Annotated in this window: 14 protein-coding genes; 8 read left to right on the forward strand and 6 right to left on the reverse strand. The window is 61.0% G+C overall.

Features of this window, described 5'->3' with window-relative positions; genetic code table 11:
• The first annotated feature begins 147 nt into the window (after positions 1-147).
• Positions 148-417 (forward strand): response regulator transcription factor, encoded by a 270-nt coding sequence (locus AB4N98_RS21115; RefSeq protein ID WP_026067249.1) that lies wholly within the window; start codon positions 148-150, stop codon positions 415-417.
• Between the two features lie 61 nt (positions 418-478).
• Here the strand turns inward: AB4N98_RS21115 and AB4N98_RS21120 are convergent, their stop codons facing one another.
• Positions 479-757: a DUF3509 domain-containing protein gene (locus AB4N98_RS21120; protein WP_003172952.1), complete on the reverse strand. Its 279-nt coding sequence runs from the start codon at positions 755-757 to the stop codon at positions 479-481.
• A gap of 403 nt (positions 758-1,160) precedes the next feature.
• On the opposite strand from AB4N98_RS21120, the gene AB4N98_RS21125 reads away from it, so the two are divergent.
• The 5 genes from AB4N98_RS21125 (at position 1,161) to AB4N98_RS21145 (ending at position 6,870) form a co-directional block, all read left to right on the forward strand.
• Positions 1,161-2,987, forward strand: a complete 1,827-nt coding sequence (locus AB4N98_RS21125; RefSeq protein WP_017527709.1) for a long-chain-acyl-CoA synthetase — start codon at positions 1,161-1,163, stop codon at positions 2,985-2,987.
• Between the two features lie 107 nt (positions 2,988-3,094).
• Positions 3,095-3,610, forward strand: coding sequence for an ankyrin repeat domain-containing protein (locus tag AB4N98_RS21130; protein WP_017527710.1), 516 nt, complete (start codon positions 3,095-3,097; stop codon positions 3,608-3,610).
• 41 nt (positions 3,611-3,651) lie between these two features.
• On the forward strand, positions 3,652-4,182 hold the full coding sequence (locus AB4N98_RS21135; protein WP_017527711.1) for a hypothetical protein: 531 nt from the start codon (positions 3,652-3,654) through the stop codon (positions 4,180-4,182).
• A 67-nt stretch (positions 4,183-4,249) separates the two neighbouring features.
• Positions 4,250-4,441, forward strand: coding sequence for a PLDc N-terminal domain-containing protein (locus AB4N98_RS21140; RefSeq protein WP_003172956.1), 192 nt, complete (start codon positions 4,250-4,252; stop codon positions 4,439-4,441).
• A 341-nt stretch (positions 4,442-4,782) separates the two neighbouring features.
• Positions 4,783-6,870, forward strand: a complete 2,088-nt coding sequence (locus AB4N98_RS21145; RefSeq protein ID WP_017527712.1) for an LTA synthase family protein — start codon at positions 4,783-4,785, stop codon at positions 6,868-6,870.
• A gap of 52 nt (positions 6,871-6,922) precedes the next feature.
• On the opposite strand, the gene AB4N98_RS21150 is transcribed toward AB4N98_RS21145, so the two are convergent.
• Positions 6,923-7,075, reverse strand: a complete 153-nt coding sequence (locus AB4N98_RS21150; RefSeq protein WP_015885095.1) for a DUF3309 family protein — start codon at positions 7,073-7,075, stop codon at positions 6,923-6,925.
• Positions 7,076-7,402: 327 nt separating this feature from the next.
• Between AB4N98_RS21150 and AB4N98_RS21155 the strand changes: the two genes are divergently transcribed.
• Entirely contained in the window at positions 7,403-8,218 is an 816-nt protein-coding gene (locus AB4N98_RS21155) for an SDR family oxidoreductase (RefSeq protein WP_017527713.1), read from the forward strand.
• A 127-nt stretch (positions 8,219-8,345) separates the two neighbouring features.
• The gene (csrA, locus tag AB4N98_RS21160) at positions 8,346-8,543 is read left to right on the forward strand and encodes a carbon storage regulator CsrA (RefSeq protein ID WP_017527714.1); all 198 of its coding nucleotides are present in this window, start codon (positions 8,346-8,348) and stop codon (positions 8,541-8,543) included.
• A gap of 7 nt (positions 8,544-8,550) precedes the next feature.
• Here the strand turns inward: csrA and AB4N98_RS21165 are convergent, their stop codons facing one another.
• Genes AB4N98_RS21165 through AB4N98_RS21180 form a run of 4 tightly spaced genes read right to left on the reverse strand, consistent with a single transcriptional unit; the run spans position 8,551 to position 13,578 of the window.
• Positions 8,551-8,778, reverse strand: coding sequence for a YheU family protein (locus AB4N98_RS21165; protein WP_003192759.1), 228 nt, complete (start codon positions 8,776-8,778; stop codon positions 8,551-8,553).
• Between the two features lie 59 nt (positions 8,779-8,837).
• The gene (locus AB4N98_RS21170) at positions 8,838-10,022 is read right to left on the reverse strand and encodes an osmoprotectant NAGGN system M42 family peptidase (RefSeq protein ID WP_017527715.1); all 1,185 of its coding nucleotides are present in this window, start codon (positions 10,020-10,022) and stop codon (positions 8,838-8,840) included.
• A 31-nt stretch (positions 10,023-10,053) separates the two neighbouring features.
• Positions 10,054-11,802, reverse strand: coding sequence for an N-acetylglutaminylglutamine synthetase (gene ngg / locus AB4N98_RS21175; protein WP_460148890.1), 1,749 nt, complete (start codon positions 11,800-11,802; stop codon positions 10,054-10,056).
• Positions 11,803-11,805: 3 nt separating this feature from the next.
• Positions 11,806-13,578: an N-acetylglutaminylglutamine amidotransferase gene (locus AB4N98_RS21180; RefSeq protein ID WP_017527717.1), complete on the reverse strand. Its 1,773-nt coding sequence runs from the start codon at positions 13,576-13,578 to the stop codon at positions 11,806-11,808.
• Between the last annotated feature and the right edge of the window lie 53 nt (positions 13,579-13,631).

Consider the following 13,631-nt stretch of genomic DNA (forward strand, 5'->3'; position numbering starts at 1 on the left):
TAGGGCAGCGCTGTTTGTCACGAGCCCTGCGCACTGGCTCCATTCATTGTGTAACTCTCTGCGGCCTCAACGTTTATATATCGCCTGTCAACAGGAGGAATCCGAGGGGTGATTAAGGCATCAGCCAAATAAAAAGGAGAGAACGTGATGAATGGCCCAGAGGAGTTGTGTTCGCCGCCGTATTTCGTACCCACTGCCGTCAGGAGGCGGCTTGGCTTGTCCGGCAAGCCCCTGACCCCGGCGGAGTTGGAGATTCTGCGCTGGGCTTCGGAAGGCAAGACCGTCTGGGAGATCAGCCAGATCCGTGCCACGTCCGAGGCCACGGTTAAATTTCACCTGCGCAATATCTACGGCAAATTGCAAGTGACCAACCGCGTGCAGGCCATGAATGAAGCGGCCCGCCAAGGCCTATGGTAGGCCCATGAAAAAAAGGCCGGGACGCTCAACGGCGTCCCGGCCTTTTTTTCGGGGTGTGGCGTTAAGCCGAATGGTAGGTCGGCAGAGCAAAGCGGTTCTGGCTTTGCAACATCGAAATTTGCGGCAGTTCGCTGGCTTGTTCAGCCAAATCACGGCGAATGGCGCTGATCACCCACGTCAGTTGATCGGCGGTGTGCAATTGCTGGTAGGAAATCGACCGCTTGACCTGTTTGCCTTCACTGTTACGCAGGGTCAACAGGATGCCGCCGTCTGGACGTGGTTGGGTGGTGACGTCGTAGTTGGAGAATACTGAAGCGAATTTATCTTGGATCAGGCTCATGTCTATCAGCTCCGTTGGCTCAAGTGGGCAAGCATGGAGTGATAGGTGCAGTGATTGTGCCAGCTAGTGATTTTGTTAAATATCTTTATAAATCAGTCACTTATAAAAATCGTGATTTTTCGATTTCGTGCAATTTGCATGAATGGCCATCATGCACACTGCATTTTGCTCTACTCGCGGAGGCGGCTGGGGGCGCGCTTATTCATAAAGACCGCCGTGGCGTAGGTAAATTCCCTTTTGCAAGGGCATGGGCTGGGATACAAAACTTTTCAAATCGCGCGTGTACAGCCGAAGAATGGCTGGCGTATTTTCCTGCATGGCATTGGGCCTCTCGCCTACGAAGCTTGCGTGGAAAATGCCGGTGTTGCCGGATCATACGAAGAATAAGAAAAAGGACGTTCCCATGAGGCATCCGCAGAGCGACATGATCACCTGGGCCAAGCTGCTGCGTAAGGTGCCCGCCATTGTGCGTGCCTTACCTCGGGTGGTTCGCGGCATGCGTGCCGCCAACGTAACCGACCCCGCGCAGCCGTGCGGGTTGGGCTGGCACTTTGAGCAAGCCACCCTGAGCAACCCCGACGGCCAGGCATTGTTGTATGGCGACCGGGTCCTCAGCTATCGCGAAGCCAATCAATATGCCAACCGCATCGCCTACCACCTGCAGGCCCAGGGCATCGGCAAGGGCGACGTGGTGGCACTGTTTATCGAAAACCGTCCCGAATTACTCCTCAGCGTATTGGCCGTGGCCAAGCTCGGTGGCATCTGCGCCATGCTCAATACCGCGCAAACTCAAGCTGCGCTGGTGCACAGCCTGAACCTGGTGAGCCCGGTGGCGATTGTGGTGGGCACGGAACTCGTGGCTGCCTACGGGGCAGTGCGCGATCAGGTGCAGATCCCGGCGGCGCGAACCTGGTTCGTCGCCGATCAGCTATCCGGCGAAATGCCCGAGGGGTACATCGACCTGCTGGCGGCCAGCGCCGAGTGCCCGGTGGACAACCCCGCCAGCACCGCGCAGATCTTCTTCAACGACCCCTGCTTTTATATCTACACCTCCGGTACCACGGGCCTGCCCAAAGCGGGCATCATGAAACACGGCCGCTGGACCAAAACCGCCGTCAGCTTTGGCCGCATTGCGCTGGACATGGGCCGGGACGACGTTCTGTATTGCACCTTGCCGCTCTACCACGCCACCGGTCTGTGTGTGTGCTGGGGCTCGGCGATTGTCGGGGCTTCGGGGTTTGCCATCCGCCGCAAGTTCAGCGCGAGCCAGTTCTGGGACGATGCGCGCAAATTCAAGGCGACCACCCTTGGCTATGTCGGTGAGCTGTGCCGTTACCTGCTGGACCAGCCGCCCAGTGCAAGCGACCGCGATAACCGCGTGACCAAAATGGTCGGCAATGGTTTGCGCCCCGGCGTATGGGCGCAGTTCAAGGCGCGGTATGGCGTCGAACACATCTGTGAGTTGTACGCGGCCAGCGACGGCAATATCGGGTTTACCAACGTGCTGAATTTCGACAACACCATCGGCTTCTGCCTGCAGCATTGGGCCCTGGTGGACTACGTTCACGACAACGGCGAGCCGCTGCGTGGCAGCGATGGCTATATGCGCAAGGTGCCCACCGGCGGGCAAGGCCTGTTGCTGGCCAGGATTGACGAAAAATCACCCTTCGACGGTTACACCGACCCGCAAAAGAACGGCAAGGTGGTGCTCACCGACGTGTTTGAAAAGGGCGATCGCTACTTTAATACCGGTGATTTGTTGCGCAGCATCGGCTTTGGCCACGCGCAATTCGTCGATCGACTGGGGGACACCTACCGCTGGAAAGGCGAAAACGTCTCCACCACCGAAGTCGAGAACGTCCTGCTGCAACACCCACAGATCGCCGAAGTGGTGGCCTATGGCGTCGAGATCGACAACACCAACGGTCGCGCAGGCATGGTCGCCATCACGCCGAGCGAATCCCTGGCGGCATTGGACATGCGCGAATTGCTGCAATTTGCCCATGGCCAGTTGCCGGCCTATGCGGTGCCGTTGTTCCTGCGAATCAAGGTCAAGATGGAAACCACCGGTACGTTCAAGTACCAGAAGGTCAAGCTCAAGGAGGAGGCGTTTGATCCGGACAAGGCCGGCAATGACCCGGTGTACGCGTGGCTGCCGGGGTCCGACTGCTACGTACCGGTGACGGGTCAATTGCTGGCGCAGATTCAGGGCGGCCAGTTCCGTTATTGATTGTGCCTATGGCGGCTTTTGACAAAAAAGCCATGACAGGTGGGAACTCCATCGCGACACTGGGCGCCTCTATTGAATACCCGACGTCGCCACACCAGGAGCCCCGCATGTCCGACCAGCCAAAACAAATGACCGAAGACGAAGCCGCCGAATTTGCCGAGCAGGTCTTCGACGTGGCCCGCCGAGGCGATGCCGCGATGCTCGCCGCCTTGCTGGCCAAGGGCTTGCCGGCCAATTTTCGCAACCACAACGGCGATACCTTGTTGATGCTCGCGGCCTACCACGGCCACGCCGAGGCGGTAAAAGTACTGCTCGAATTCAAGGCGGACCCGCTGATCGCCAATGACAAGAACCAACTGCCGATTGCCGGCGCGGCGTTCAAGGGCCATTTGCCTGTGGTCCAGGCGCTCATCGAAGGCGGTACGCCGGTGGCAGCGGCTTCATCCGACGGGCGCACGGCCTTGATGATGGCGGCCATGTTCAACCGCGTCGAAATGCTCGACTACCTGCTCGACCAGGGCGCTGACCCCAAGGCCACCGATGCGCAGGGCGCGACCGCGCTGGCGGCGGCCCAAACCATGGGCGCGGTGGATACGGCGGCGCGGTTGCAGAAACTGGTGTAGGCTACGCGCCCTCCAAAACCCGCCCGTCACAGGATTGCCCCATGAAAACCGCCCTCGTCGAACTCATCAGCAAAATCAGCGCCGGGGTCATGGGCGAGGACGAAGTGGCGCGCATCGCCGAGGAAGCCGCCCAGGCCTACGCCGATCCCGCGGCATTCCTGGCGGCCAACCCGGACATCAACTACGACGACAGCTTTCCGATCCCGCTGGGAGAGTGGGTGGTGGTCGGTAGCCTGCCGGACACCGCGCTGTTCCAAGCCGATACCTATGCCGACCTGTTTGCACAAATCGTCGCGTCGTTTGGTCCGGGTGTGGCGTTCAACCTCAAGCCCAAGCAATTGGCCAAGACCGAGGACCTCACTGCACTGAACCGCATCCAGATCCAGATGAGTGCGCTTAGCCCCGAAGAGGGTGGCTATGTGCTGCTCAACTTCAGCCAACTGTTGGATGACGAGATCCAGGCCGTGCTGGTGTTCGGTAACGACCTGCCGCGTGTGCTGCAACTGTGTGCCGAAGTGGGTATCAAGGCCGAGCCGTCCCTGGAAGCGCTGAAGATCGCCGTGCACATCTGAAATAAAACGGAACCCCTGCCAGGGCTGACTATCCTACAAGTGCATGCCCTCACTTAGGAGCGACACCATGGGTTCCACTTTTAACGGCTTGATCGGGCTGATCATCCTGGCGCTGGATATCTGGGCGATCATCAACGTATTCAAAAGCGGCGCGAGCACCGGCGCCAAGGTGCTGTGGATCCTGCTGATCCTGCTGCTGCCGGTACTTGGCCTGATCATCTGGGCGATTGCCGGGCCGCGGGGTAACGTGCGGATCTGATCGCTTCACTCCTGCTGGAGTGGGCACAGTCAATATGGAAGGGGGCTTGCTCCCGATGACGGTTTATCAGTCACAGCTGTTCTGACTGATCCACCGCTATCGGGAGCAAGCCCCCTTCCACATTTGCTTTGGGCGTGCTCCATAGATTTATGTATCGAAATATTCGCTGCACATAATTTTCACACCCCGTCCAAGACAATTCCCCGGCTTTACCTGCCTGCTATTAAAGGTGGCGCAGCGGTGCTCGTTCACTAATTAATAGCCTTGCTGTGATTGATCGGGCACCATTCGCGCCACCGCGATATTTCGTCACATAAACTTCCAATGGGTCCTGAAACGACATGGCAAACCCGGACGCCCTGAGTCAGCAGCGAGCTTCTAATCGCCTGCTGCAACCGACCGTCAAATCCCATCTGGCGTACACGCTGCTCTGCGCACTGGTCATGATGGTGATGCTCTCCCTGCTGCGCCTGGCGCTGCTGGTATACAACCGCGAGATGATCCTCGACACGCCGGCCTCGACCTTCCTTGAAGCGTTCGCCAACGGCCTGCGCCTGGATATCCGCCTGGTGGTGTACCTGCTTATCCCGTTGCTGCTGGCATTGTTCAGCGTACGCGCCATGGCCGCGCGGGGGTTCTTCCGTTTCTGGCTGACTATTGCATCCAGCATCGCCCTGTTCCTGGGCTTGATGGAGATGGACTTCTACCGCGAGTTCCACCAGCGCCTCAACGGGCTGGTCTTCCAGTACGTAAAGGAAGACCCGAAAACCGTCATGAGCATGCTCTGGTACGGTTTCCCAGTGGTGCGCTACCTGCTGGCCTGGGCCGTGGGCACGCTGATCCTGAGCATGGCGTTCAAAGGCGCCGACCGCGCCACGCGCCCACGCGGGCCGTTCAGCGGCGGCAGCATCGGCACCCGCCAGGTGGCCCCGTGGTACTCGCGCATCGCGGTATTCGTGGTCTGCCTGCTGATCGCCGTGGTCGCCGCCCGTGGCACCCTGCGCCAAGGCCCGCCGCTGCGTTGGGGCGATGTGTACACCACCGATTCGAACTTCGCCAACCAGTTGGGCCTCAATGGCACCTTGTCGCTGATCGCGGCGGCCAAGGCGCGGTTCGGTGAAGACCGTTCCAACATCTGGAAGGCTACCCTGGACCAGCCGCTGGCCACCCAGACCGTGCGTGACATGCTGGTGCTGCCGCAAGAAAAGCTGGTAGACACCGATACCGCCGCCGTGCGCCGTGACTACATGCCACCGGCCGAGAAGACCCTGCCGATCAAGAACGTGGTCGTGATCCTGATGGAAAGCTTCGCCGGTCACTCGGTGGGCGCCTTGGGCCGGCCGGGCAACATCACGCCGTATTTCGACAAACTGTCCAAGGAGGGCCTGCTGTTCGACCGCTTCTTCTCCAACGGTACCCACACCCACCAGGGCATGTTCGCCACCATGGCCTGCTTCCCGAACCTGCCGGGCTTCGAATACCTGATGCAGACCCCGGAAGGCAGCCACAAGCTGTCGGGCCTGCCGCAGTTGCTCAGTGCCCGCAAGTTTGACGACGTGTATGTCTACAACGGCGATTTCGCCTGGGACAACCAGTCGGGTTTCTTCAGCAACCAGGGCATGACCAACTTCATTGGTCGCAACGACTTCGTCAACCCGGTGTTCTCCGACCCGACGTGGGGCGTGTCCGACCAGGACATGTTCAACCGCGGCCTGGAAGAGTTGAAGGCGCGTGAGGGCGGCAAGCCGTTCTACGCACTGCTGCAAACCCTGTCCAACCATACGCCGTACGCATTGCCGACGCCGTTGCCGGTCGAGAAAGTCACAGACCGTGGCAGCCTCAACGAGCATTTGACGGCCATGCGCTACTCCGATTGGGCCCTGGGCCAGTTCTTTGAAAAGGCCCGCAAAGAGCCGTACTTCAAGGAAACCCTGTTTGTGATCGTGGGCGACCACGGCTTCGGCAACGAACAGCAGATCACCGAGATGGACCTGGGCCGCTTCAACGTGCCGATGCTGATGATCGCACCCGGCATGCAGGAGAAGTTCGGCGAGCGCGACCACACCGTGGGCACCCAGATCGACATCGTGCCGACCATCATGGGCCGCCTCGGTGGCGACACGCTGCACCAGTGCTGGGGTCGCGACCTGCTGAACCTGCCGGAAGGCGACAAGGGCTTCGGCGTGATCAAGCCATCGGGCAGCGATCAGACGGTGGCGCTGGTCACCGCCGAGCGCATTCTGGTACTGCCCAAGGAGATGCCGCCGAAGTTGTGGGAATACGAATTGGGCGCCAACCCGAGCGGTAAAGTGATCCCCGACTCGCCGGACGAGGCGGCACTCAAGCAGAAACTTGAATCGTTCCTGCAAACGGCCACCAAGAGCCTGTTGAACAACACCGCCGGTGTGGTTGACGGCAAGCCGGACTAACTAACCGGCAATAAAAAAGAGGCCTGTGAAGGCCTCTTTTTTTATCCGGCGTTTATATCCGACCGAGCAACAACAGCACCAGCAGTACCACCAGCACAACCCCGAGGATGCCCGACGGGCCATAACCCCAGTTACGCGAGTGAGGGAACACTGGCAGGCCACCGACCAGCAGCAGGATCAAGATAATGATCAGAATCAGGCTCATGTTTTTTTTCCTTATTGGCTTTCTGCAAAGACCGGTTATTAACGATAGGCCCGGCACTTAATGACGGACGCCTTAATAACTCCGACTCTGTCACTTCAAAGAAAATTCCAAGTTTTTTTAAAGCATTTCGATCGCTCGCTTATTTCTTTTAACGCACGCGTCCGTACGCCTCGTTAGTCAAAAAAGATTGAACTTAGGCCTCGCGCGGGCATCCGACCCGGCCTTCGGTTTGCCTGGGGCATTCATCATTCTGATGGTGCGTGGGTACGGGAAAAACCTTCGCTACACTGCCGATCACTTCTTCTGTGAACCACAAGGCTACTTCCTATGCAAAATCGCATGATGATCACTGGCGCCGGGTCCGGCCTGGGTCGCGAAATCGCTCTGCGCTGGGCTCGCGAGGGTTGGCAATTGGCCTTGTCGGATGTCAGTGAGCCCGGCTTGCAGGAAACCCTGAAGCGGGTGCGTGAGGCCGGTGGCGACGGGTTTATCCAGCGCTGCGACGTACGTGACTACAGCCAGCTCACCGCGTTTGCCCAGGCCTGCGAGGTCAAGCTCGGGGGTATCGATGTGATCGTCAACAATGCCGGCGTGGCCTCGGGGGGCTTTTTCGCCGAGTTGTCCCTGGAAGATTGGGATTGGCAGATCGCAATCAACCTGATGGGCGTGGTCAAGGGCTGCAAGGCATTCCTGCCGCTGCTGGAAAAGAGCAAGGGCCGTATCATCAACATCGCCTCCATGGCGGCGCTGATGCAAGGGCCGGCCATGAGCAACTACAACGTGGCCAAGGCTGGCGTCGTGGCGTTGTCGGAGAGTTTGCTGGTGGAGCTCAAGCAGCAGGAGGTCGGCGTGCATGTGGTGTGCCCGTCGTTCTTCCAGACCAACCTGCTGGACTCGTTCCGTGGGCCGACCCCCGCCATGAAAGCCCAAGTGGGCAAACTGCTGGAAAGTTCGCCGATCTCGGCGGCGGATATTGCCGATTACATTTATCAGCGCGTGGCACAGGGCGAATTCATGATCCTGCCCCACGAGCAGGGCCGGATGGCGTGGGCGTTGAAGCAGAAGAACCCGCAGTTGCTGTACGACGAAATGACCACCATGGCCGACAAAATGCGCGCCAAGGCGCAGGCAGTTAAGGGCTGATTCGGCAGCGGTCTGTCAGGCAAATTACCTGCATCCGTAGGTGTTGCCTGATTTCGCCGCGAGCCATTGAAGCCTCCATCCTCAGCGCGCATGGTCGGGGTCCTGTCACTCCAAAAGGTCCACCGCCATGCTGGTTTTAAGCCGCGCCGTAGGCGAAATCATCTCCATCGGTGATGACATCACCGTGCATATCCTCGAACTGAAGGGCAACCAAGTGAAACTCGGCATCCAAGCGCCGCCTGGCGTGCACGTACATCGTGCCGAGGTCTACCGCAAGATCCTAGAACGCCAGACGCCGTCTGCCCAACCCGTCATCCAACTCTAGAACGCCCTCAGTCGAACAGATGCTTGGGCACGTCATGCTTGAGCATCAATTGGCATTGTTCGCTTTCGGGGTCGAACACGATCAGCGCCTGGCCTTTGGTCAGCGCCTGGCGCACACGCAGTACACGGGTTTCCAAGGGCGTGTCGTCGCCGTTGTCGGTGCCGTCGCGGGTGACGAAGTCCTCGATCAGGCGGGTCAGGGTGTCGACTTCAAGTGCGTCGTAGGGAATCAGCATACAAGCCTCAGGTGTCAGGTCCCGGCGATGCTACTGCGCCGGGGCCTTGCTGACCAGCGTCAGGACTTGTGGCCGACCAGGCTGTCCACCGGCGGCACACGCGTGTCGCTCTCCATCTGCGTCTCATGTTCCAACTGGTGACTGAAGCGGTCCAGTGAGCCCTGGGCCGGCTGCGCGTCGCTGGCAAACACCGGCGGGCTGAGGATATACGCGCCCAACAGGCGGCTCAGCGCGGCCAGGCTGTCGATATGGGTGCGCTCGTAACCGTGGGTCGCGTCGCAACCGAACGCCAGCAGCGCGGTGCGAATGTCGTGGCCGGCGGTCACGGCGGAATGCGCATCGCTGAAGTAATAGCGGAACAGGTCGCGGCGCACCGGTAGGTCATTGTCCGCGGCCAGGCGCAGTAAATGACGCGACAGGTGATAGTCGTAGGGCCCGCCGGAATCCTGCATCGCCACGCTCACCGCATGCTCACTGGAGTGCTGGCCGGGCGCGACCGGGGCGATATCGATGCCGACGAACTCACTCACATCCCACGGCAGCGCGGCTGCGGCACCGCTGCCGGTTTCCTCGGTAATGGTGAACAGCGGGTGACAGTCGATCAGCAGGGGTTCGCCACTGTCGACAATCGCCTTGAGCGCAGCGAGCAGGGCAGCGACGCCGGCTTTGTCGTCCAGGTGGCGTGCGCTGATATGCCCACTCTCGGTGAACTCGGGCAAGGGGTCGAAGGCCACGTAGTCGCCGACGCTGATGCCCAGCGAGTCGCAATCGGCGCGGGTGGCGCAGTAGGCGTCCAGGCGCAGTTCCACATGGTCCCAACTCACCGGCATTTCATCCACGGCGGTGTTGAACGCATGCCCGGAGGCCATCAGCGGCAGTACGCTGCCACGGATCACGCCGTTGTCGGTGAACAGGCTGACGCGGCTGCCTTCGGCAAAGCGGCTCGACCAGCAGCCTACGGGGGCAAGTGTCAGGCGGCCGTTGTCCTTGATTGCGCGCACGGCGGCACCGATGGTGTCCAGGTGCGCGGAGACGGCGCGGTCCGGGCTGTTTTTCTGGCCCTTGAGCGTCGCGCGGATGGTGCCGCGCCGGGTCATTTCAAACGGGATGCCGAGTTCTTCCAAACGCTCGGCGACGTAGCGCACGATGGTATCGGTGAACCCGGTAGGGCTGGGAATGGCGAGCATTTCCAGCAGGACTTTTTGCAGGTAGTTGAGATCAGGTTCGGGAATGGTTCGAGTCATAAAAATTCCTGATGAGATAAGCGTGCTCAGGTCATTGGGCGGCCGGTTGGCTGTGTGGAAACAGCAGGTCCACAAACTTTTGCGCGGTGGGCTGCGGTTCATGGTTGGCCAGGCCGGCCCGTTCGTTGGCCTCGATAAATACGTACTCTGGTTGATCGGCGGCGGGCACCAGCAGGTCCAGGCCCACCATGGGGATGTCCAGGGCGCGGGCGGCGCGCACGGCGGCGTCCTTGAGCGTGGGATGCAGGATCGCGGTGACATCTTCCAGGCAACCGCCGGTGTGCAGGTTGGCGGTACGGCGTACCGCCAGGGTTACGCCACGGGGCAGGACGCTGCTGTAGTCGTAGCCTGCGGCGGCAAGGGTGCGTTCGGTTTCGGCGTCCAGGGGGATTTTGCTTTCGCCGTCGGTGGCGGCCTGACGGCGACGGCTTTGGGCCTCGATCAGGGCGCGGATGGAGTGCTGGCCGTCACCGGTCACCTCGGCGGGGCGGCGAATCGCGGCGGCAACCACCTCGAAGCCGATCACCAGGATGCGCAAGTCTAGGCCTTCATGAAAGCTCTCCAGCAGTACGCGGCTGTCGAACTGGCGCGCGTTTTCGATTGCCTGCTGCACCTCTTCGATGGTCTGCAGGTCCACCGCCACGCCTTGGCCCTGCTCGCCATCCAGCGGCTTGACCACCACGCGCTGGTGCTCGTCGAGGAACTCCAGGTTCTCGTCGGCACTGCCCGCCAATTGCTGCGACGGCAACTGCAAACCGGCGGCCTTGAGCACCTTGTGGGTCAGGCTCTTGTCCTGGCACAGGGTCATGCTGATGGCGCTGGTCAGGTCGCTCAGTGACTCACGGCAGCGCACGCGGCGCCCGCCATGGCTGAGGGTGAACAAACCGGCATCGGCATCATCCACCTGCACATCGATACCGCGTCGGTGGGCTTCTTCAACGATGATCCGCGCATACGGGTTGAACCCCGCCTGCGGCCCAGGGCCGAGAAACAGCGGCTGGTTGATGCCGTTCTTGTGCTTGATCGCAAACGTGGTCAGCGCACGGAAACCGAGCTTGGCATAAAGCCCCTTGGCCTGACGGTTATCGTGCAGCACCGACAGGTCCAGGTAGCTCAAGCCACGGCTCATAAAGTGCTCCACCAAGTGACGCACCAGCACTTCGCCGACGCCGGGGCGCGCGCATAGCGGGTCGACGGCCAGGCACCACAGGCTGCAACCGTTTTCCGGGTCGTGAAAGGCTTTCTGGTGGTTGAGCCCCATCACGCTGCCGATCACCGCGCCGCTGTCTTCGTCCTCCGCCAGCCAATACACCGGGCCACCCTGATGACGCGGCGTGAGGCGTTCGGCGTCGACCGGCAACATGCCGCGCCCTTGATACAACTGGTTCACCGCCTGCCAGTCGGCTTCGCTCTGTACCCGGCGGATACGAAAGCCGCGAAACACACGGGTGGCCGGGCGATAGTCGCTGAACCACAGGCGCAAGGTGTCGGAGGGGTCGAGAAACAATTGCTGCGGGTCAATCCCGAGGATCTGCTGGGGCGCGGCCACGTACAGTGCGATGTCGCGTTCGCCGGGCTGTTCATTCAGCAGTTCCCCCGCCAGGCTGGCCGGGTCGGGGAAGGTATGGCCGATCAACAACCGGCCCCAGCCGCAATGCACGGCAATCGGTTCGGCGGCCAACGCGCTGCCGTCTTCGGCCAGGCGCGCCTGCAGGCGTTCGTAAGTGGGGGCCTGGCCTTTGAGCAAGCGTTGGCTATACGCCGCGGCGTTAGGTTTCATGGATCAAATTCCTTGTTCGCTGAGCCACAGGTTCAGCGCTGCCAGTTGCCACAGCTTGGAGCCGCGCAGCGGGGTCAATTGGCCCTGGGGGTCGGTGAGCAAGCGGTCGAGCATGGCGGGGTTGAAGAGGCCGCGGTCCTGGCTCGGGTCCAGCAGCAGGTCGCGCACCCAGTTCAGGGTGTCGCCTTGCAAATGCTTGAGGCCCGGTACCGGGAAGTAACCTTTTTTGCGGTCGATAACCTCGCTCGGGATCACCCGGCGCGCCGCTTCCTTGAGCACGTGTTTGCCGCCGTCGGGCAGCTTGAACCGGCCCGGCACACGGGCCGAAAGTTCTACCAGGCGGTAGTCGAGGAACGGTGTGCGCGCTTCCAGGCCCCAGGCCATGGTCATGTTGTCGACACGTTTGACCGGGTCGTCCACCAGCATCACCGTGCTGTCCAGGCGCAGGGCCTTGTCCACGGCGGCATCGGCGCCCGGCATCGCAAAATGCTCGCGCACGAAGTCGCCGGCGGCGTCATGGGCGGTCAGCCATTTTGGTGCGACGGTGGCGGCATAGTCGTCATAGCTGCGGTCGAAAAACGCCTCACGGTAGGCAGCATACGGGTCGCTTGCGCCGTCCACTTGCGGGTACCAGTGGTAACCGGCGAACAACTCATCGGCACCCTGGCCGCTCTGCACAACCTTGCAATGCTTGGCCACTTCCCGCGACAACAGGTAGAAGGCGATGCAGTCATGGCTGACCATCGGCTCGCTCATGGCGCGGAACGCCGCCGGCAGTTGCTCGATGATTTCGCTTTCGGCGATACGCAGTTGGTGGTGACGGGTGCCGTAGTGCTTGGCGATCAGGTCCGAATACTGGAACTCGTCACCGCGCTCGCCGCCGGCATCTTCAAAACCGATGGAGAAGGTCGACAGATCCTGCACGCCAACCTCACGCAACAGGCCCACGAGCATGCTCGAATCGACGCCGCCGGAGAGCAACACGCCCACATCCACCGCCGCCCGTTGGCGAATCGCCACGGCTTCGCGGGTGCTGTCGAGCACACGGTCGGTCCAGTCTTCCAGGCTCAGGTACTTCTCATCTTCACGCGGGCCGTAGGGCAGGGTCCACCAGGTTTTCTGCTCGGTGTTGCCGTTGGCCTCGATACGCATCCAGCTGGCCGGCGGCAGTTTTTCAATGCCCGCCAGCAACGTGCGCGGCGCAGGCACCACCGCGTGGAAGTTCAGGTAATGGTTCAGCGCCACCGGATCGAGGATCGGGTTGATGTCGCCACCCTTGAGCAGCGCAGGCAGCGCGGAGGCAAAGCGCAGGCGCTGGCCGGTGCGCGACAGGTACAGCGGCTTCACACCCAGGCGGTCACGCGCGATGAACAAGCGCTGGGCATCGCGCTCCCAAATGGCGAAGGCGAACATGCCGTTGAGCTTGGGCAGCAGCGCTTCGCCCCAAGCGTGATAGCCCTTGAGCAGCACTTCGGTGTCGCCACCGGAATAGAACGCATAGCCCAGCGCTTCAAGCTCCTGGCGCAATTCGGGGAAGTTGTAGATCGCGCCGTTGAACGCCAGGGAAAGCCCCAGTTGAGCGTCGACCATCGGTTGGGCGGAGCCGTCCGACAAGTCCATGATCTTCAGGCGGCGATGGCCCAGGGCAATCGGCCCTTGGGCATGAAAACCCCAGGCATCGGGGCCTCGGGGGGCGAGGTGATGGGTGATGCGTTCTACGTCTGCAAGGCTTGCAGGTTGATGATCAAAGCGTAACTCGCCAGCTAATCCACACATAAGTTCCTTACCGGTTTTTCCGTTGGGGAGGTTTGGGGGTACCCGAAAACTGA

The sequence above is a fragment of the Pseudomonas sp. S3_E10 genome (assembly GCF_054667615.1).

What these genes read in the sequence shown, in the direction of transcription:
- AB4N98_RS21165 (WP_003192759.1), bottom strand. Translation starts at nt 8,778, where the DNA reads ATGCTGATTCCCTACGACGCACTTGAAGTCGACACCCTGACCCGCCTG.
- AB4N98_RS21130 (WP_017527710.1), top strand. Translation starts at nt 3,095, where the DNA reads ATGTCCGACCAGCCAAAACAAATGACCGAAGACGAAGCCGCCGAATTT.
- ngg (WP_460148890.1), bottom strand. Translation starts at nt 11,802, where the DNA reads ATGAAACCTAACGCCGCGGCGTATAGCCAACGCTTGCTCAAAGGCCAG.
- AB4N98_RS21135 (WP_017527711.1), top strand. Translation starts at nt 3,652, where the DNA reads ATGAAAACCGCCCTCGTCGAACTCATCAGCAAAATCAGCGCCGGGGTC.
- AB4N98_RS21140 (WP_003172956.1), top strand. Translation starts at nt 4,250, where the DNA reads ATGGGTTCCACTTTTAACGGCTTGATCGGGCTGATCATCCTGGCGCTG.
- AB4N98_RS21150 (WP_015885095.1), bottom strand. Translation starts at nt 7,075, where the DNA reads ATGAGCCTGATTCTGATCATTATCTTGATCCTGCTGCTGGTCGGTGGC.
- AB4N98_RS21155 (WP_017527713.1), top strand. Translation starts at nt 7,403, where the DNA reads ATGCAAAATCGCATGATGATCACTGGCGCCGGGTCCGGCCTGGGTCGC.
- AB4N98_RS21145 (WP_017527712.1), top strand. Translation starts at nt 4,783, where the DNA reads ATGGCAAACCCGGACGCCCTGAGTCAGCAGCGAGCTTCTAATCGCCTG.
- AB4N98_RS21115 (WP_026067249.1), top strand. Translation starts at nt 148, where the DNA reads ATGAATGGCCCAGAGGAGTTGTGTTCGCCGCCGTATTTCGTACCCACT.
- AB4N98_RS21125 (WP_017527709.1), top strand. Translation starts at nt 1,161, where the DNA reads ATGAGGCATCCGCAGAGCGACATGATCACCTGGGCCAAGCTGCTGCGT.
- AB4N98_RS21120 (WP_003172952.1), bottom strand. Translation starts at nt 757, where the DNA reads ATGAGCCTGATCCAAGATAAATTCGCTTCAGTATTCTCCAACTACGAC.
- AB4N98_RS21180 (WP_017527717.1), bottom strand. Translation starts at nt 13,578, where the DNA reads ATGTGTGGATTAGCTGGCGAGTTACGCTTTGATCATCAACCTGCAAGC.
- csrA (WP_017527714.1), top strand. Translation starts at nt 8,346, where the DNA reads ATGCTGGTTTTAAGCCGCGCCGTAGGCGAAATCATCTCCATCGGTGAT.
- AB4N98_RS21170 (WP_017527715.1), bottom strand. Translation starts at nt 10,022, where the DNA reads ATGACTCGAACCATTCCCGAACCTGATCTCAACTACCTGCAAAAAGTC.